Raw genomic sequence first — 19477 nt, forward strand, 5'->3', positions numbered from 1 at the left:
TGCCGTCACTCCCGCGAAGGCGGGAGCCTAGGTGCTGCGGCCTTCTGGGTTCCCGCCTGCGCGGGAATGACGGTTTTTTATAAACGCGGCAGAAGGATGTCCTTCAAGTCCGTCAGCTTGCCGTGAAAAAAGTGACCGCATTCTGCCACTTTCAGCAGCTCATGGGCACGCCCGAGATTGGCCGACCAGTCATATACGGCCTGTGGCTCGACCACTTCGTCGGCATCAGGCTGGATCACCACCAGCGGGCACTGGCTGGCCGGCGGCGTCTCGGCGGTCAGGCGATGCACCGCCGGCGCCACCATGAACAACTTGCTCGGCACCTGGCCCTGCGCTTCCAAGCGGGCACCCAGCGCCGCGGCGACGAAACCGCCGAAGGAAAAGCCGAGCAAGGTGATGGGCAGATTCGGGTACTCCTCCTTGAGCCAAGCAGCCACCGCTTCGGCGTCGTCCACCTCGCCGGTACCCATATCGTGGCTGCCGGCACTGGCGCCAACACCGCGATAATTGAAACGCAATGTGTGATAACCACAGTCACGCGCGGTACGCTGCAAAGTGCTCACCACCTTGTTGAGCATGGTGCCGCCCTGTACCGGGTTGGGATGACAGACCAGCGCCACGCCTCGGGCGTCCGCTACTTCCAGCAGAAGGGCTTCGAGTTGCCCCACCGGGCCTTGAATGAAAAGAGGGGTTTCGCGACTGAGCAACACTGAACTCCGTGACCCCGCAACGGGTCGACTCGTCTAGCAAACTGCCTGCGAGGTAAACGTATACAGCGCAGGTTCGAGCCGCTAACGTAAAGCAAAGCCGTTTTGAGAGGAAGGACTCGTGGAACAGACCGTTACAGCCTGGTTGATACCCGCCCTGACCCTGGTGGTCGGCATCGCCGTGGGCTTTCTGCTCGCCCGCCTGGCCCCCAATGCTGCACCGGGCCGTACGCAGCGGCAGATGGATGAGATGCAGGCACGCTTCGAGGCCTACCAGAACGAAGTGGTGACCCACTTCAACACCACCGCCAGCCTGGTGAAGAAACTCACCCAGAGCTACCAGGACGTGCAGGAGCACCTGTCCGACGGCGCCAACCGCCTGGCCCTGGATGAGCTGACCCGTCAGCGCCTGCTGGCCACCCTGAACAGCACAGAAGCCGGCGAAAAGCGCGAGCGCCTGACTCCGCCGAAGAACCACGAGATGCCCAAGGACTACGCGCCGAAAAGCGACGGCCCCGGCATGCTCGACGAGAGCTACGGGCTGAAGAAGTAACCCGCCAGCCAGAAATACCGAGCCCCGCGATTGCGGGGCTTTTTATTGGGCAAACATTGCAGGAGTGAGCGCCGCTCGCGAAACCAAGGGCATAGAGTTTCGCGAGCAGCGCTCGCTCCTACAACCGGTCGGCGCCTTGCCTGGCCGGGAATGAAAAAGCCCCGCATCACTGCAGGGCTTCTCGTTCAGCGCAAGAACGTCAGATCGCGCCGCGGCTACGCAGCAGATCCAGCACCGCCTTGACGCCCTCCTCGACCGACTGCGTCTGGGTGTCGATCACCAGATCGGCATCCAGCGGCACGTCGTAGGGGAAGCCTTCGCCCGGGATATTGTCACCACCAGCGGCGTACAGCCCCTGCGGGTCACGCTCGCGGCAGATCTGCGGCGAGGCCTGGACGTAGACGGTAACCAGGCGTTCGGCACCGATCAGCGCCTTGGCCTGCTCGCGACCTTCGGCATCCGGAGCGACAAAGGCGGCCAGGGCGATCATGCCGGCCTCGTTGAACTGACGCGCCACATGGGCGGCGCGGCGCCAGTTCTCGGCGCGGCCGGCGCGATCCTGCGGCAGGCCCTTGTTCAGGTCATGGCGCAGGTTCTGGCCGTCGAGCACGTACACGGCACGGCCCATGTCGAATAGCTTGCGCTCCACGGCATAGGCCAGGGTGCTCTTGCCCGCGCCAGACAGGCCACTGAACAGCACGGTGGCCGGCTGCTGGCCGAAGCGCGAAGCACGCTCCTCGGTCGACACATGGGCCAGGCGGCCATGCTGACCGCCGCCATGGGCGACCGGGTCGGCGATGATCATGCCGGCGCCGACGGTGCCATTGGTCAGGCGGTCGACGACGATAAAGGCACCGGTGGTGCGGTTGTACTCGTAACCATCCAGGGCGATCGGTGCATCCAGCGCCACCTTGACCCGGCCGATTTCGTTGAGCCTCAACTCGCTGGCCGCACCCTGCTCCAGGGTATTCACGTCGACACGATGCACGATGCTCGGGATCGAGCCCGGCACGTAGCTGGTCGCACGTTTGATGTCGTACTTCTTGCCCGGCAGCATCGGTTCTTCGCCCATCCATACCAGCATGGCCTCGAAGCTGTCGGTGACCTGCGGACGGTTGTCGGCATGCACCAGCATGTCGCCGCGCGACACGTCGATCTCGTCTTCCAGGGTCAGGGTGATCGCCTGGCCCGGGCCGGCATGTTCCAGTTCGCCCTCGAAGGTGACGATGGACTTGACCTTGCTGGTCTTGCCCGAAGGCAGCGCCATGACCTCATCGCCCTTGCGCACGACGCCGCTGGCCAGGGTGCCGGCGAAACCGCGGAAGTTCAGGTTCGGACGGTTGACGTACTGCACCGGGAAGCGCAGGTCATCGAAGTTGCGGTCGCCAGCGACCTCGACGGTCTCGAGAATCTCCATCAGCGACTGGCCGGTGTACCAGGGCGAGCGCTCGGACCTGTTGACCACGTTGTCGCCCTTGAGCGCCGACATCGGCACAAACTCGAGGGTGGTCGGACGCAGGTTGATCTTCTCGGCGAAGGCCAGGTAGTCGGCCTTGATCTGCTCGAACACACCTTGATCGAAGTCCTTCAGGTCCATCTTGTTGACGGCGACGACGATGTGCTTGATGCCCAGCAGGGAGGCGATGAAGCTGTGGCGCTTGGTCTGGGTCTGCACACCGTAACGGGCGTCGATCAGGATGATCGCCAGGTCGCAGGTCGAAGCGCCGGTGGCCATGTTGCGCGTGTACTGCTCATGGCCGGGGGTATCGGCGATGATGAACTTGCGCTTGGCGGTGCTGAAGTAACGGTAGGCCACGTCGATGGTGATGCCCTGCTCGCGCTCAGCCTGCAGGCCGTCGACCAGCAGCGCCAGGTCGATGTCATCGCCGGTGGTGCCGACCTTCTTGGAATCCTTGGTGATGGCTTCCAGATGATCCTCGTAGATCATCTTGGAGTCGTGCAGCAGGCGGCCGATCAGCGTGCTCTTGCCGTCGTCGACGTTGCCGCAGGTAAGGAAGCGCAGCAGTTCCTTGCGCTCGTGCTGGGCCAGGTAGGCGAGAATGTCCTGGCTGATCAAATCGGATTGGTGACTCATGGTGCGCGATCCTCAGAAATAGCCCTGACGTTTCTTCTCTTCCATCGAACCAGCCTGGTCGTGGTCGATGACCCGGCCCTGACGTTCGCTGGTCTTGGTCAGGAGCATCTCCTGGATGATTTCGGGCAGGGTCAGTGCCGTGGACTCCACCGCGCCGGTCAGCGGATAGCAGCCGAGGGTACGGAAACGCACCATTTTCTTGGTGATGCGCGCCTTCTCTTCATCGGACAGGTGTTCGAGGATGCGCTCGTCATCGATCATGATCAGCGTGCCATTCTTCTCGATCACTTCGCGCTCGGCGGCGAAGTACAGCGGCACGATTGGAATCTGCTCGAGGTAGATGTACTGCCAGATGTCCAGCTCGGTCCAGTTGGACAGCGGGAAGACGCGGATCGACTCACCCTTCTTGACCTTGCCGTTGTACACGTTCCACAGCTCGGGACGCTGGTTCTTGGGGTCCCAGCGGTGCTTGCTGTCGCGGAAGGAATACACGCGCTCCTTGGCGCGGGATTTTTCTTCATCACGACGGGCACCACCGAAGGCGGCATCGAAGCCGTACTTGTCCAGTGCCTGTTTGAGACCTTCGGTCTTCATCACGTCGGTGTGCTTGGCACTGCCGTAGGTGAAGGGGTTCATGTCCTGCGCCACACCGTCGGGGTTGATGTGGGTCAGCAACTCCAGGCCATACTCACTGACCATCTTCTCGCGGAAGCGATACATTTCCTGGAACTTCCAGCGGGTATCGACGTGCAGCACCGGGAACGGCAGCTTGCCAGGGAAGAAGGCCTTGCGCGCCAGATGCAACATCACGGCGGAGTCCTTGCCGATGGAATAGAGCATCACCGGGTTATCGAATTCGGCGGCCACTTCACGAATGATGTGGATGCTTTCCGCCTCCAGCTGCTTCAGATGGGTCAGTTTGTCGAGCATGGCTACTCACGGTTTGCTGTTATGGGGCCGGCGGGCCGTGGACGAGCACGTACTCTATCACAGCGTCTGCTTATACTCAGAACGCCGGTTAGATCGAAACGATCTAGTTTTATATCCGAAAAAAGTCTACGCGAGGCTATCGCATAAAGCCCCACGAGGCGGCAACCGGCGCGGATGAAACAGGCGCAATCTCCTGGCCCGCGTATTCATCGATCTCGATGAAAGCGAATCACATCACGCCGCTTTCTACAGACGCCCTCACCTGGGAGAAACTCGGCTAACTGCGCCAGAACCGGAACCGCCCGTTCCAGCCCACAGCACAAAGCTGCCGTTTGACATGCCGCTTTAAGTGGCATCTAGCCATTATTTTTATTACCATCCCGTCCGCCGCCAGACCGCGGTCATTGATTATTGCTGCTCAAGGAGAGCGCCCATGCAATACCCGAATCTTGCAAAGTCCCTGCTCGCCTTGGCCATCGCCACCAGCAGCCTGCAAGCCCATGCCGTCATTTACGACGTCAGCAACGGCCCAATAAAATTCGAAGGTAAAACCTTCACCGAATCCCTGACCATCACCGGTAGCCTGACGACTGAAGAAGATGCCGTGGAACTGGCTGACGGCACCGATCTGCAGGGGGATTTGATCCTCGATGCGCAGATTACCGTGACCGGCCCGCAGGCAAAGGTCGGCAACTACGCCAGCGCGCTGGATATCAGCGGCGACGGCTGGGGCGACGCGGTACAGATCGACGGCCAGGTGATCAACAAAGGCAGCCTGAACGCCTCCGGTCTGATGGCCCAGGGCATCACCATCGAATATGCCGATATCGAAGGCGGCGTGGTCAACGACGGCAGCATCACCATTACCGATGGCATCGACGTCAACGACAGCATTCAGGAAGGCAATCCCTCCGGCATCTTCATCCAGTACGCCAATATCGACGGTCATGTGCGCAACAATGGCCAGATCAAGGTCAATGGCAACGATGAAGCGGACGCCACCGGTATCCAGATTCTCGACAGCGACCTGGCCGAAGCGGACATCATCAATAGCGCCACCGGCAGCATCGAAGTCAGCGGTAAAGAAGCGCGCGGATACGATATTTCTCAGGTCAGCATCCAATCGCTGCTCAATGCAGGCAGCATCAAGGCTACCGCCCTTACCGAGGCTCTGGGTATCTGGCTGGAGGACGTCACTGCGGGCGCGGTCAGCAACTCGGGCGACATTACAGCGACCACCCAGGCAGGCAGTGATGCGACAGGTATCAAGGTCGACGATAGCGAGCTGGCCAGCCTGAGCAACACAGGCACCATCAGCGCTTCCGCTCCTGCCGGCGAAGCCGTCGGCATTCAGATCGACGATAGCGATATCGAGGGCAGCCTGGTCAATCTCGGCAGCATCGATGTGCAGAGCGGCGATGAAGCCATTGGCATAGAGCTGTTCAACAGCAATGTCGACGGTCTGACCAACGAAGGCAGCATCACCGTCACCAACACCAGCAATGCCGCTGTCACAGCGAGCAGCGAGGCTGATACCCGAGGCATCCTGCTGTTCGGCTCCGATGCCGATGGCGAAGTGCGCAACGACGGTTCGATCAAGGTATCCGGCAACAAGGTGGCGGGTATCCAGATCCTCAATAGCGATCTGGCCGAGGCCGACATCGTCAACACCGGAAAGATTGAGGCAGACGGCAAGATCGCTTTCGGTCTCGACCTATCGGGCGTTAAACCCGCCACGGTGCAATCGATCACCAACAGCGGCACCATTGCCGTGAGCGCCAGCGAGCGCAGCCATGGCCTCTATCTCGACCACGTCGAAGCCAGCGGTAGCCTGAACAACAGTGGCTCGATCATCGCCACCGGCAATGACGCTCGCGCCATCCGCCTGGAACAAGCCAGCATCGCCGGCGGTATCCACAACAGCGGTACGATCAAAGGTAACGATTTCGGCATCTGGATCGGCGACAACAGCGTCGCACCGGTGCACGTAACCCAAAGCGCCGGCCTGCTCCAGGGCGGCCAGTACGCCGTTCAAGGCGGCAGCGGCAATCAGGTCAGCGTCGAGCTGGCCGGCGGCACCATAGGCGGCAACCTGGCGGGTATCTTCAAGCTGGATGTAACCGGCAAGGGTATCTTCGATGGCGACAGCATCAGCACGGTCGCACCTAGCACCGGTGAAGCAGGCAAGGGCTGGGTCGACCTGTACAACAGCAGCGACAGCCCCAACGGTACAGCCGGCTACCTGGTTCTGCTACGGCCGCACACCACGCTCAATGGTGCACTGGAAGTCAATACCGGCGCCACTGTGGAGCTGAGCCTGAGCCAGGCCACCAACGACAACCAGGCAATTCTCGATGTCAACGGCACCGCCTACTTCGCCAACGGCAGCCGGCTTCTGCTGACACCGGTAGGCAGCGACTTCAGCGCCGACGGCAAGCAATATCTGCTGCTCGCCGCCGAAGCCATCGACAACCAGGGCCTGCAGGTCAGCAGCAGCTCCGCGCTGCTCAATGTCGATCAATTCAATGTGGGCGACAATCAGATAGTGGCCACCGTCAGCGGCAAGGCCGCAAGTCAGGCCGAGGACATCCTTGCTGGTGCCGGTGCCAGCGGTAACGCCCAGGCCGCTTTCGCGCCGTTCTATAGCGGCGTGTTGAAGCAGGGCAACATCGACAGCAACGATGCCGTCGCCCAGGCCTTCGCCAATGCCGGTGAAGCCGAGCTGGCCAAACTTGCCCAGCAACTCACCCCGCAAGTCGATGGTGCTGCCAGCCGGGCAGCCACTGGCGCTCAGGGCCTGACCAGCAGCGCGGTCGGCTCCCGCACCTCGTCCCTGCGCGGCGGCTCCTCGGGCTCGTCGTTCAGCCAGGCTGGCGTCTGGGTGCAGGGGCTGAGCAGCAGCGCCGACCAGGGCCGTCGCGACGGCATCGCCGGCTACGATGCGGACAGCAAGGGGATTTCCATTGGTATCGACGGCAAGCTGAGCGACAACCTGACCCTCGGCGTCGCGTACAGCAACCTACGCACCGACGTGAAAAGCGACACTGGTAACAAGACCGATGTCGACAGCCAGTTGCTGACCCTGTATTCGGGCTTCGAGCAGGGTAATCTGTTCGTCGATGCCAGCCTGAGCTACGGCATCAACGACAACAGCAGCAAACGCTACATCGCCGGCACTCAGGCCAAAGGCAACTACGACAGCTCGCTGCTTGGTCTGAATGTCACGGCCGGTTACGGCCTGCACGCAGGCAACATCACTCTGGAGCCACGCGTCGCCGGCCGCTACAGTCGCGTCGACATCGATGGCTACCGGGAGAAGGGCTCGTCCGCCGCCCTGCGTACGGAAGATCAGCGTTACGAAGTCATCGAACTGGGAGCAGGCGCTCGCCTGGCAAGCCAGATTCGCGTCGGTCAGGGCTCCCTGGAGCCGGAACTGCGCCTGATGGCCTATCATGATTTCGCCGCCGACCAGGCACGCAGCACCTCCTCCTACGTACTGGGCGGTACGCCCTTCGTGACCAGTGGCGCCAAGCCCTCGCGCGATAGCTACGAGGCAGGTATCGGTCTGAACTACCGTATCGGGGCATTAACCCTGGGCGGCAGCTATGATCGCATCGGCAAGTCGGACTTCGATGCCGACGTGTTCCAGGCCAAGGTGCGCTACGACTTCTAAGCCGCCCAGCCTGTCCGCTGTACCCGAACGCCCGGCCTGAGCCGGGCGTTCGCTTTTGCATGAAGATTTTCTCGAATGACGAGCAGCCATGAAAACAACTAGCAGACTTTACCCGCTCATGACGCTGTCGCTCATACTCACAATGGCCGGTTGCGCCGCGCCAGCCAAACAACGCCTGGAAGAACAACTTTCGGTCAGACACCAGCTACTCGTGCTAGACAGCCAGCCCTTCCCGCTGCTGGCCGCGGTGGCTCGCAACCCCAAGGCCAGTCCCCATTTAAGGGTCTACATCGAAGGCGATGGTCGCGCCTGGATCACCCCTGGCCAGCCCAGCCTCGACCCCACGCCCAGCGGTGACTGGTTCGCTTTACTGGCCCTCAGCGACCCGCAACCTGCCGCCTGGCTGGCGCGCCCCTGCCAGTACATCCGCAATGCAAGTTGCCATATCGGATTATGGACGGATGCGCGCTTCTCCCCCGAGGTCCTCGTCGCACTCGATCAAGCGCTCGACATGCTCAAACAACGATACGGCAGCAAGCAGTTGGAGTTGATCGGCTACTCTGGCGGCGCCGCGCTGGCCTTGCTACTGGCCGCACGGCGCGATGACGTATCGGCGGTGCAAAGCCTGGCTGGCAACCTTTCGCCAAGACTCTGGGCGGCTCAACAGCGATTCAGTCCCTTGCATGGCTCACTTGAGCCACTCGATTACAGGCAACGCCTGCAAAAGCTGCCGCAGCGCCATTTGGTCGGCATGCAGGACCGCAACGTTCCGGCCAATCTGGCCGAGCGCTGGCAGCAATACCTGGGCGACTCATCGTGCATCGAGATCGAGCAGCTTGCCGGCCTCGATCACTACAACGGTTGGACGGATGCATGGCGCGCACGGCGTGGCATGACGCCGACTTGTAGCTCGCCCTAGAGCAATCTGCTCAGCGCCAAATGCGCTGCGCTCAGATCGGATTCGGGCAGTCGATGAACAGGTGTTCGAGGGCGAAACGCCGTGCCAGATAATCACCCAGCGCCTGCACGCCGTAGCGCTCGGTGGCGTGATGACCGGCCGCGATGAAGCTCACGCCATTCTCACGCGCGCTGTGGAAGGTCTGCTCGGAGGCTTCGCCGGTCAGGTACAGGTCGACCCCGGCGGCAATCGCCTGGTCGATATAGCCCTGGCCGCCGCCCGTGCACCAGCCAACGCGGCGGATCAGCCCGTCGCCCGCAACCAGCAGCGGCTCGCGCCCGAGCACCTGCTGGATGTGCCGGGCAAAATCGGCGGCGCTCATCGGCTCGGCCAGTGAGCCGACAAGGCCAACGGTACGCGGGTTTTCCGGCTCCAGCGGGCCTTCGACGACGATGCCGAGTTGACGTGCAAGCTGCACGTTGTTGCCCACCTCGGGGTGCACATCCAGCGGCAGGTGATAGGCCAGCAGGCTGATGTCGTGCGCCAGCAGCGCTTTCAGGCGACGCTGCTTCATGCCGGTGACGCAGGGGTTTTCGCCCTTCCAGAAGTAGCCGTGATGCACCAGCAGCACATCGGCCTTGGCGTCGATGGCGGCCTCGATCAATGTCTGGCTCGCGGTAACGCCGCTGACGATACGGCTGACCTGCGGGCGCCCCTCGACCTGCAGGCCATTGGGGCAGTAATCACTGATTCGCGACGCATTAAGAAAGGCGTCAGCTTCTTCCACTAGGGTGGTCAGGGCAATGGCCATGAAGATTCCTCACAAGCTGTTGCGGGCCGCTGCCTAATTGGCGAGCACCTCACTATAATGCGCCACCTTAAGGGCCGGAATTGGCCCCCGCAACCCTCAGGATTGTCTCGATGCCCCAGGCACTGCGTTTTCTCGGTTGGCCGCTGCTGGTTGGCGTGCTGCTCGCACTCCTGCTGATCCAGCGCTACCCGGAATGGGTCGGTTTGCCACGCCAGGACGTGCAGCTGGTGCAGGCGCCGATCTACAGTCGCCTGCAGGAAGGCCCGGTATCCTATGCCGAGGCTGTCGATACCGCCTCCCCCGCAGTGGCCAACCTGTACACCACCAAACTGGTGAGCAAGCCCGCCCATCCGCTGTTCGAAGACCCCGCCTTCCGCCGTTTCTTCGGTGACAACCTGCCGCGCCAGCAGCGCATGGAGTCCAGCCTCGGCTCGGCGGTACTGATGAGCAAGGAAGGCTACCTGCTGACCAACAACCACGTGGTCAGTGGTGCCGACCAGATCGTCGTAGCCCTCAAGGACGGCCGTGAAACCCTGGCACGGGTGATTGGCAGCGACCCGGAAACCGACCTGGCCGTCTTGAAGATCGACCTGCCCAACCTGCCGGCGATTACCCTCGGGCGCTCAGACAACATTCGCATCGGCGACGTCAGCCTGGCCATCGGCAACCCCTTCGGCGTCGGCCAGACCGTGACCATGGGCATCATCAGTGCCACCGGGCGCAACCAGCTGGGCCTCAACACCTACGAAGACTTCATCCAGACCGATGCCGCGATCAACCCCGGCAACTCCGGCGGCGCGTTGGTCGATGCGCATGGCAATCTGGTGGGCATCAATACCGCGATCTTCTCCAAGTCCGGCGGCTCACAGGGCATCGGCTTCGCCATCCCGGTCAAACTGGCGCTGGAGGTGATGCGCGCGATCATCGAGCACGGCCAGGTAATTCGCGGCTACCTCGGTGTCGAGGTGCAGCCGCTGACGCCGGAGCTGGCCGAATCCTTCGGTCTCGATGGACGCCCCGGCATCGTCGTGGCGGGTGTCTATCGCGATGGTCCGGCACAGAAAGCCGGCCTGCAGCCGGGCGATCTGATCCTCAGCATCGATGGCGAAGCGGCCAGCGACGGCCGACGCTCGATGAATCAGGTCGCACGCACCAAGCCCGGCGACAAGATTCGCATCGAGGTGCTACGCAACGGCAAGACACTGAGCCTGACCGCCGAGATCGGCATCCGCCCGCCAGTCAACGACAACTGAGTTCTACGCAACGAAATAGCCGGCATCACGCCTAATGCCAGTCAGTTAAGTGCCTAAACGCTTGGTTTACGGGCGCTGCAATCGTATAGGAACGAATTTAACTGTTGCCCGGCGGTTCGACTTGTAGGGTGGGCTTCAGCCCACATTGGCCGCCGTTGGAGGACTGAAGCGGAGCGCCGCCCGGGCCACCCTACAAAAGCCAAAAACCTTATCTGATCGACATCAGGGTCTGTTGCCGTTTCGCGCACGGCCGCGTCGAAACGGCAACAGACCCTAGGCATCACGCCGGCTTTTTCGTGCACTGCAGCTAACAGTCGGGCGCCTTCAGAGCCCCCGCAACACGTCCAGCAGGGCCTGGTTCTGCTCCGGGGTACCGATGGTGATACGCAGGAACTGCGCGATGCGCTGTTGCTTGAAGTGGCGCACGATCACCCCCTGCTCGCGCAGCCCGGCCGCCAGCGTGGCAGCATCCTTGCCTGGATGACGGGCGAAGACGAAGTTCGCCGCCGAGGGCAGCACCTCGAAACCCAGCCCCTGCAGACCGGCGACCACTGCCTCACGACTTTCGATCACCTGCTGGCAGGTTTTCTCGAAATAATCACGGTCCGCGAAAGCCGCTGCTGCGCCGGCGATGGCCATACGGTCGAGCGGATAGGAGTTGAAGCTGTTCTTGATCCGCTCCAGCGCCTCGATCAGATCCGGGTGACCAACCGCGATACCGACACGCAGCCCCGCCAGCGAACGTGATTTGGACAGTGTCTGGGTGACCAGCAGGTTCGGGTACTTGTCGACCAGAGCGATGGCCGTCTGGCCGCCGAAGTCGATATAGGCCTCGTCTACCAGCACCACCGAATCCGGGCTGCCCTGCAGCAGGCGCTCGATGGCCTCGAGCGGCAGCAGGCAGCCGGTCGGCGCATTGGGGTTGGGGAAGATGATGCCGCCGTTGGGCCGGGCATAGTCCTCGACGCGGATCTGGAACTGCTCGTCCAGCGCCAGCTGTTGGTACTCGATGCCGTACAGGCCGCAATAGACCGGATAGAAGCTGTAGCTGATATCCGGGAACAACAGCGGCGCCTCATGCTGGAACAGACCATGGAAAGCGTGCGCCAACACCTCATCGGAGCCGTTGCCGACGAACACCTGGGCCGGTTGGACGCCGTAATACTCGGCCACGGCCTGCTTCAGGCGGTCACCATTAGGGTCGGGATACAGGCGCAGGTCGTCGTTCAGCTCGAGCTGCATCGCCGCGATGGCCTTGGGCGACGGGCCGTAGGGGTTCTCGTTGGTGTTGAGCTTGACCAGCTTGCTCAGCTTGGGTTGCTCACCCGGTACATAGGGCACCAGGTCCTTGACGAAGGGGCTCCAGAATTTGCTCATCTGCCCTTCTCTCCTCGAAATGGTTCGATCTGTTTTGTGTAGGAGCCGGCTTGCCGGCGATGCCTTTAGCCGCGGCTCGCCAGCAAGCTGGCTCCTACAGGTTCGGTCTGGCCTATGGCTTGATCCGGTACTCGGCGCTGCGCGCGTGGGCAGTCAGCGACTCGCCACGGGCCAGCACGGACGCGCTCTTGCCCAGCTCCGACGCGCCATCCGGCGAGCAGAAGATGATCGACGAGCGCTTCTGGAAGTCGTACACCCCCAGCGGCGAGGAAAAGCGCGCGGTACCGGAGGTCGGCAGCACGTGGTTGGGGCCGGCCACGTAATCGCCCAGGGCTTCTGCGGTGTAACGGCCCATGAAGATCGCGCCAGCATGGCGGATCTGCGGCAACCAGGCTTCCGGGTCGGCCACCGACAGCTCCAGGTGCTCCGGCGCAATGTGGTTGGCCACCTCGATGGCCTGGGCCATGTCGGCCACCTGGATCAATGCGCCACGGCCTTCCAGCGAGGTGCGGATGATCTCGGCACGTTCCATGGTCGGCAGCAGCTTGGCGATGCTCTCGGCGACGCGGTCGAGGAAGGCGGCATCCGGGCTGACCAGGATCGACTGGGCGTCCTCGTCGTGCTCGGCCTGGGAGAACAGGTCCATGGCGATCCAGTCCGGGTCGGTCTGGCCGTCACAGACCACGAGAATCTCCGACGGCCCGGCGATCATGTCGATGCCCACCTTGCCGAACACATGGCGCTTGGCGGTGGCCACATAGATGTTGCCGGGACCGACGATCTTGTCCACAGGCGGCACGCTCTCGGTGCCATAGGCCAGCGCAGCCACGGCCTGGGCGCCGCCGATGGTGAACACGCGGTCGACCCCGGCGATGGCGGCAGCAGCCAGCACCAGTTCGTTGATCTCACCGCGTGGGGTCGGCACCACCATCACCACCTCGGGCACGCCGGCGACCTTGGCCGGAATCGCGTTCATCAATACCGAGGACGGATAGGACGCCTTGCCGCCCGGCACATAGAGGCCTGCGCGATCCAGCGGGGTGACCTTCTGCCCCAGCACGGTGCCGTCGGCTTCGGTGTAGCGCCAGGAATCCTGCTTCTGCTTTTCGTGGTAGCTGCGCACACGCTCGGCTGCGACTTCCAGCGCCTCGCGCTGGGCCGGACTGATGCGGGTCAAGGCCAGCTCCAGGCGCTCGCGCGGCAGGATCAGGTCGGCCATGGAGGCGACCTCCAGACCATCGAAACGCTGGGTGTATTCGACCAGGGCAGCATCGCCGCGCTCGCGCACGGCCTGGATGATTTCCAGCACGCGCTGGTTGACGCCATCGTCGGAGACGCTTTCCCAGGACAGCAGATGATCCAGATGACGCGCGAAGTCCGTGTCGGCAGCGTTGAGTCGGCGGATGGCAACGGGTGCGGTCATAGCGAAAGCCTCATCTAAATGGCATTTTCTCGGGCGCCCGTAATGTAGCAAGCCCACCGTGCGGGCACCCAAGAAAAATGGCTATGACACGGATAGGCTGCCGCGGCCAGAGGCCGCGCAAAGGAGTCAGCCTTGGTGTCGCGCCTCGACGGCGCCACGCAGGGTCTCGATCAGGGCCTGGATGCGCGCGTGCTGCATCTTCATCGACGCCTTGTTGACGATCAGCCGCGAGCTGATGGTGGCGATCATTTCCTGCGGTTCCAGGCCGTTGGCACGCAGGGTATTGCCGGTGTCGACCACGTCGATGATCTTGTCGGCCAGCCCCACCAGCGGCGCCAGTTCCATCGAGCCGTACAGCTTGATGATGTCGACCTGACGGCCCTGCTCGGCGTAGTAACGCTTGGCGACGTTGACGAACTTGGTGGCCACGCGCAGGCGCCCTTTCGGCTCCGGCGCGCCGACCTTGCCAGCCGTCATCAGCTTGCACTTGGCGATCTGCAGATCCAGCGGCTCGTAGATGCCCTGGCCGCCGTATTCCATCAGCACGTCCTTGCCCGCCACGCCGAGGTCGGCCGCGCCATGCTCGACATAGGTCGGCACATCGGTGGCCCGCACGATCAGCAGGCGCACATCATCCTGAGTGGTCGGAATGATCAGCTTGCGGCTCTTGTCCGGGTTCTCGGTCGGCTCGATGCCCGCCGCTGCCAGCAACGGCAGGGTGTCATCGAGAATGCGGCCTTTGGACAGGGCAATGGTCAGCATGAAACGGTTTCCTTGAACGGAAGCGGCCGCCCCAAGGGAGACGGCCATAGGGCAGTGGAGACTTAACCCGGAACGCGGCGGATCTTGGCACCGAGCAGCTGCAGTTTTTCCTCGATGCACTCGTAACCACGGTCGATGTGGTAAATGCGGTCGATCAGCGTGTCGCCCTCGGCCACCAGTGCGGCCAGCACCAGGCTCGCCGATGCACGCAGGTCGGTCGCCATCACCGGCGCGCCCTTGAGCTTGTCGACCCCGGTAACCACCGCGGTGTTGCCTTCGACCAGGATGTTGGCACCCATGCGCAGCATCTCGTAGACGTGCATGAAGCGGTTTTCGAACACGGTTTCGATGATGGTGCCGGTGCCTTCGGCTACGGCATTCAGGGCGATGAACTGCGCCTGCATGTCGGTGGGGAACGCCGGGTATGGAGCGGTGCGCAGGTTGACGGCCTTCGGGCGCTTGCCCTTCATGTCCAGCTCGATCCAGTCCGGACCGGTGGTGATTTCGGCGCCAGCTTCCTGCAGCTTGGCCAGCACGGCCTCCAGCGTCGAAGGATCGGCATCCTTGACCTTGACCCGACCACCGGTAACGGCAGCGGCGACCAGGTAGGTACCGGTTTCGATACGGTCGGGCATGACGTTGAAACGCGCACCGTGCAGGCGCTCGACGCCATCGATGATGATGGTGTCGGTACCGGCGCCCTGGATCTTCGCACCCATGGCGATCAGGCAGTTGGCCAGGTCGACCACCTCAGGCTCGCGCGCGGCGTTTTCCAGCACGCTGCGGCCCTTGGCCAGGGTCGCGGCCATCATGATGTTCTCGGTGCCGGTCACGCTGACCACATCGAAGAAGAAATGCGCGCCACGCAGGCCACCTTCCGGCGCCTTGGCCTTGATGTAACCACCCTCGACATCGATGATCGCCCCCATGGCCTCGAGGCCACGGATGTGCAGATCGACCGGACGCGAACCAATGGCGCAGCCGCCCGGCAGCGCCACCTCGGCCTCACCGAAACGCGCAACCATGGGGCCAAGCACCAGAATCGAGGCGCGCATGGTTTTTACCAGCTCGTAAGGCGCGACCAGGGTCTTGATGGCGCGCGCGTCGACCTCGACTGCCAGCTTCTCGTCGATCACCGGCTCGATGCCCATGCGACCGAACAGTTCGATCATGGTGGTGATGTCGTGCAGGTGCGGCAGGTTGCAGATGGTGACGGGCTCGTCGCCCAGCAAAGTGGCCGCCAGAATCGGCAGCGCAGAGTTCTTCGCACCGGAAATGCGGATTTCGCCATCGAGGCGAACGCCGCCGGTAATGATCAGTTTATCCATAGGAATCTCGTCGCCCGCAGGCTCAGGAACGCGCGGCCCAATCGGCCTGGCTGAAGAATTTCATAGTCACCGCATGGATGCTGCCATCGGCGATCCAGGCATTGAGGTGAGCATAGATCTGCTGCTGACGCTTGACCGGACTGAGGGCGGCCAGTTCGTCGCTGATCAGGTTGAGCTGGAAGTTACAGCCTTCGCCTTCGACTTCCACCTGGGTATTCGGGAGTTTTTCCTCTAGGAGGCTTTTTACTTCTGCAGCCTGCATGCTCGACCTCGACTGACGCATTCGGGCTACCAGCGCCCGCGGGTCGGCCATCATACAAAAAAGCCTCCCGCCTGCGAACCCCGCCAGCACCGGCACAGACGCAACGACGGGAAACGCTTCACGCTTGCAGCGGCAGCAACTCCAGCAAGCCGCTGACCTGAGCGATCTCGCGCATGTCGTCGGGCAGCGCGCTGATGGTCAGCTCACGCCCGGCCTTGCGCGCATCGCGCATGAACGCCAGCAACAGCGCCAGGCCGACGCTGCTGGACTTTTCCACCGCGCTGCAGTCGAGCGTCAGACGCGTCGCGCTGCTGGCGGCGATCAGGCGCGCGCCCTGCTCACGCAGCAGCGGACCGGTGCTGTAATCGAGCACACCGCTGAGCTGCAATTGCCCAGCAGCGCGCTCGCCAATGCTCGCCTGACTCACGATTCGCCTCGAGCCTGACGCGCCCTGGCGACTGTGTCAGCCCAGGTGTCGATGACCTTGTCGAGATCGTTGCGGTTGTTCTGCATCGACTGGGCGAACTGATCGCGGAACAGCTTGCCGACGTTGATGCCGTTGATCACCACGTTACGCAACTTCCAGCGACCATCGATCAACACCATGGTGTAGGACAGCGGGTAGACCACGCCCTTGCCATCACGAATTTCCATGCCGACCGAGGTGCGCTCGCCCTCGGCCCCGCCGCTGGCTGGCAGCACACGAATGTCCTGGTTGTTGTACTCGAGCAGGGCGTTGCCATAGAACTGCATCAGGCTGCGCTTGAAGTTCTCCTGAAAGCGGCTCATCTGCTCAGGCGAAGCCTGACGCGAATAGCGCACGGTCATCACGCCACGGGCGATGCCCTCGACATCCACCACCGGGCCGAGAATCTCGTTGAGCGAGTCGTAGAAGGCATTGGGATTGTTGCGGTACCGCTCCTTATTGGTCTTGAGGTCCGCCAGCAGGGTTTCGGTGGTTTGCTGCACCACTTCATGGGCGCTTGGTGCAGCGATGGCCAGCAGCGGCATGGCAGCCAGCAACACCAGCAGGGAATTACGCACGGTTTTGAACATGTCAGGAGCCCTCATCAATTGGCCTCATCTTTATTGACCGAATTGAGCAGGAATTTGCCAATCAGGTCTTCCAGCACCAGCGAGGACTGCGTGTCGTGGATGGTGCTGCCGTCCTTGAGCACCTCCTCGTCACCACCAACGCTGATGCCGATGTATTTCTCACCGAGCAGCCCCGCAGTCAGGATCGACGCAGTGGAATCCTCAGGCAGGTTATTGACGCCGCCATCGAGCTCCAGGGTCACCCGGCCCATGTAGCTGTCACGATCCAGATCGATCGCAGTGACCTTGCCGATGCTCACGCCGGCCATGGTGACCTTGGCGCGCACGGTCAGCCCGGCGATGTTGTCGAAATAGGCGTAGACCTTGTAGGTATCGCCAGCACTGCCGACGCTCAGGCCGCTGACGCGCAGGGCCAGCAACAGCAGGGCCAGCACACCGGCCATGAGGAACAGGCCGACACCAATCTCCAGCGTGCGGTTTTGCATCAGAAATCTCCAAACATCAAAGCGGTCAGAATGAAATCCAGGCCAAGCACGGCCAGCGAGGCGTACACCACGGTGCGCGTGGTCGCACGGCTGATGCCTTCGGAAGTGGGTTCACAGTCGTAGCCCTGGAACACGGCGATCCAGGTCACCACGAAGGCGAAGACGATGCTCTTGATCACGCCATTGAGCACGTCGTCATAAAAGGAAACACTGTTCTGCATGTTGGCCCAGAACGAGCCCTCGTAGACGCCCAGCCAATCCACGGCGACCATGGCCGCACCCCAGATACCGACCACGCAGAAGATCATCGCCAGCAGCGGCATGGAGATGAAGCCGGCCCACAGCCGCGGCGCGACGATGTACTTGAGCGGGTCGACGCCGATCATCTCCAGACTGGAGAGCTGCTCGGTGGACTTCATGTTGCCGATTTCGGCGGTCAACGCGGAACCGGCGCGACCGGCGAACAGCAGCGCGGTCACCACCGGGCCAAGTTCACGCAGCAGGGTCAGGGCGACCATCTGCCCCACAGCCTGCTCGGAGCCATAGCTGACCAGAATGTTGTAGCCCTGCAGGGCCAACACCATACCGATGAAAATGCCGGACACGACGATGATCGCCAGCGACATCACGCCAACCGCGAACAATTGCTTGATCAACAGTTGAAAAGGCTTGCCGGCGCGGCTGCGCCCGAACAGAGCGTTGACCAGAAACAGGACAGAGCGCCCCAGGGTCGCGACCACATCGATACCCGCACGACCGAACAGGCGCAGCCGTTCGAGCGGTGAAATTCTGCGCATCAACCTCTCCCCAACAGATCTTCGCGGTAGTCCGGCGCCGGAAAATGAAACGGCACCGGCCCATCCGGAATGCCCTTCATGAACTGGCGAATGCGCGGGTTATCCGACTCCATCAACTCGGCCGGTGTGCCCTGCCCCAGCACCTGTGCATCACCGACGACATAGATGTAGTCGGCGATACTGGCGGTTTCTGCAAGATCGTGAGAAACCACCACACTGGTGATCCCCAGCGCATCGTTGAGCAGGCGGATCAGGCGCACCAGGACGCCCATGGCGATGGGGTCCTGACCGACGAAAGGCTCGTCATACAGCAGAATCTGCGGATCGAGCGCAATGGCTCGGGCCAGCGCGACACGGCGCTTCATGCCGCCAGACAACTCGTCCGGCATCAGCTCCAGCGCTCCGCGCAGGCCAACGGCCTGCAACTTCATCAGGACGATGTCGCGGATCATTTCTTCCGGCAGTTGGGTATGCACACGCAGGGGAAAGGCCACGTTCTCGAACACATCGAGGTCGATGAACAGTGCACCGCTCTGAAACAGCACGCCCATCTGCTTGCGCATGTCGAACAGCTCGTCGCGCGACAGCTTCGGCAGGCTGACGCCCGCTACACGAACATCACCGGCCGAAGGACGCAGCTCGGCAGCGATCAGACGCAGCAGCGTGGTCTTGCCGCAGCCGGACGGCCCCATGATGCCGGTCACCTTGCCGCGCGGTATGCGGATATCGACCTGGTCGAAAATCGACCGCGCGCCGCGCTGAAAGCTCACGCCCTGCAACTCGATCGCGTACTCGTGCTCGGCGCTCATCTGAACTCCTTGAAAATCAGGCCTTCCTGGCAGACGCCGCCTCCAGAAGCGAGGACACGCGCCAGTTAGGGTCTGCTCCCGCTTCATCGCGAGCCGCGAGCGAAACGGGAACAGACCCTATCGGGCCAAAATGGCCGCGAACTATAGCATTTGCCGAACATCTCGCCCAATAGCACCACGGCGCAGCGTTCAGACTTGCGACAGCTTCGGCACTGCCCTGCATACGGCAAAGGTGAGCACGACAAGCTTTTCCCGTTA

At 62.4% G+C, this 19477-nt stretch carries 18 protein-coding genes; 4 read left to right on the plus strand and 14 right to left on the minus strand.

What is annotated here, in order from left to right; translation table 11 throughout:
• Positions 1-77: 77 nt before the first annotated feature.
• A complete protein-coding gene (locus tag N5J71_RS03310) occupies positions 78-707 on the minus strand; it encodes an alpha/beta hydrolase (RefSeq protein ID WP_108233531.1) in 630 nt (209 codons plus the stop codon).
• Positions 708-828: 121 nt separating this feature from the next.
• Between N5J71_RS03310 and N5J71_RS03315 the strand changes: the two genes are divergently transcribed.
• On the plus strand, positions 829-1260 hold the full coding sequence (locus tag N5J71_RS03315; protein ID WP_003459282.1) for a Z-ring associated ZapG family protein: 432 nt from the start codon (positions 829-831) through the stop codon (positions 1258-1260).
• 199 nt (positions 1261-1459) lie between these two features.
• On the opposite strand, the gene cysN is transcribed toward N5J71_RS03315, so the two are convergent.
• Together cysN and cysD are read right to left on the minus strand one after the other, a co-directional pair.
• Positions 1460-3355 (minus strand): sulfate adenylyltransferase subunit CysN, encoded by a 1896-nt coding sequence (gene cysN, locus N5J71_RS03320; protein WP_279916282.1) that lies wholly within the window; start codon positions 3353-3355, stop codon positions 1460-1462.
• A 12-nt stretch (positions 3356-3367) separates the two neighbouring features.
• Complete coding sequence (gene cysD / locus N5J71_RS03325) at positions 3368-4285, minus strand: sulfate adenylyltransferase subunit CysD (RefSeq protein ID WP_279916283.1); 918 nt, start codon at positions 4283-4285, stop codon at positions 3368-3370.
• A 433-nt stretch (positions 4286-4718) separates the two neighbouring features.
• Between cysD and N5J71_RS03330 the strand changes: the two genes are divergently transcribed.
• A complete protein-coding gene (locus tag N5J71_RS03330) occupies positions 4719-7958 on the plus strand; it encodes an autotransporter family protein (protein ID WP_279916284.1) in 3240 nt (1079 codons plus the stop codon).
• 118 nt (positions 7959-8076) lie between these two features.
• Complete coding sequence (locus tag N5J71_RS03335; RefSeq protein WP_279916285.1) at positions 8077-8877, plus strand: alpha/beta hydrolase; 801 nt, start codon at positions 8077-8079, stop codon at positions 8875-8877.
• Positions 8878-8908: 31 nt separating this feature from the next.
• On the opposite strand, the gene N5J71_RS03340 is transcribed toward N5J71_RS03335, so the two are convergent.
• The gene (locus tag N5J71_RS03340) at positions 8909-9667 is read right to left on the minus strand and encodes a Nif3-like dinuclear metal center hexameric protein (RefSeq protein WP_125873829.1); all 759 of its coding nucleotides are present in this window, start codon (positions 9665-9667) and stop codon (positions 8909-8911) included.
• 110 nt (positions 9668-9777) lie between these two features.
• Between N5J71_RS03340 and algW the strand changes: the two genes are divergently transcribed.
• Positions 9778-10920, plus strand: coding sequence for a Do family serine endopeptidase AlgW (gene algW / locus N5J71_RS03345; RefSeq protein WP_279916286.1), 1143 nt, complete (start codon positions 9778-9780; stop codon positions 10918-10920).
• Between the two features lie 324 nt (positions 10921-11244).
• Here the strand turns inward: algW and hisC are convergent, their stop codons facing one another.
• From hisC to N5J71_RS03395, 10 genes are all read right to left on the minus strand, one after another.
• Positions 11245-12297: a histidinol-phosphate transaminase gene (gene hisC / locus N5J71_RS03350; protein ID WP_279916287.1), complete on the minus strand. Its 1053-nt coding sequence runs from the start codon at positions 12295-12297 to the stop codon at positions 11245-11247.
• 112 nt (positions 12298-12409) lie between these two features.
• Positions 12410-13720, minus strand: a complete 1311-nt coding sequence (hisD, locus tag N5J71_RS03355; RefSeq protein WP_074675872.1) for a histidinol dehydrogenase — start codon at positions 13718-13720, stop codon at positions 12410-12412.
• 126 nt (positions 13721-13846) lie between these two features.
• Positions 13847-14482, minus strand: coding sequence for an ATP phosphoribosyltransferase (gene hisG, locus N5J71_RS03360; protein ID WP_061240588.1), 636 nt, complete (start codon positions 14480-14482; stop codon positions 13847-13849).
• 62 nt (positions 14483-14544) lie between these two features.
• Positions 14545-15810 (minus strand): UDP-N-acetylglucosamine 1-carboxyvinyltransferase, encoded by a 1266-nt coding sequence (gene murA, locus N5J71_RS03365; protein ID WP_279916288.1) that lies wholly within the window; start codon positions 15808-15810, stop codon positions 14545-14547.
• Positions 15811-15832: 22 nt separating this feature from the next.
• A complete protein-coding gene (locus N5J71_RS03370; RefSeq protein ID WP_003459267.1) occupies positions 15833-16072 on the minus strand; it encodes a BolA family protein in 240 nt (79 codons plus the stop codon).
• A 118-nt stretch (positions 16073-16190) separates the two neighbouring features.
• On the minus strand, positions 16191-16499 hold the full coding sequence (locus tag N5J71_RS03375) for an STAS domain-containing protein (protein WP_003459265.1): 309 nt from the start codon (positions 16497-16499) through the stop codon (positions 16191-16193).
• Positions 16496-17128, minus strand: a complete 633-nt coding sequence (locus N5J71_RS03380) for an MlaC/ttg2D family ABC transporter substrate-binding protein (protein WP_279916289.1) — start codon at positions 17126-17128, stop codon at positions 16496-16498. Before N5J71_RS03380 ends, N5J71_RS03375 begins: the two co-directional genes overlap by 4 nt.
• Positions 17129-17142: 14 nt before the next feature.
• On the minus strand, positions 17143-17613 hold the full coding sequence (gene mlaD / locus N5J71_RS03385) for an outer membrane lipid asymmetry maintenance protein MlaD (RefSeq protein WP_017678927.1): 471 nt from the start codon (positions 17611-17613) through the stop codon (positions 17143-17145).
• Positions 17613-18410: a lipid asymmetry maintenance ABC transporter permease subunit MlaE gene (mlaE, locus tag N5J71_RS03390; protein ID WP_003459255.1), complete on the minus strand. Its 798-nt coding sequence runs from the start codon at positions 18408-18410 to the stop codon at positions 17613-17615. The genes mlaD and mlaE overlap by 1 nt, the downstream gene beginning before the upstream one ends.
• Entirely contained in the window at positions 18410-19219 is an 810-nt protein-coding gene (locus tag N5J71_RS03395) for an ATP-binding cassette domain-containing protein (protein ID WP_279916291.1), read from the minus strand. Before N5J71_RS03395 ends, mlaE begins: the two co-directional genes overlap by 1 nt.
• Positions 19220-19477: the final 258 nt, after the last annotated feature.

Origin of the sequence: Ectopseudomonas oleovorans (assembly GCF_029845265.1) — a bacterium.
GTDB lineage: Bacteria > Pseudomonadota > Gammaproteobacteria > Pseudomonadales > Pseudomonadaceae > Aquipseudomonas > Aquipseudomonas oleovorans.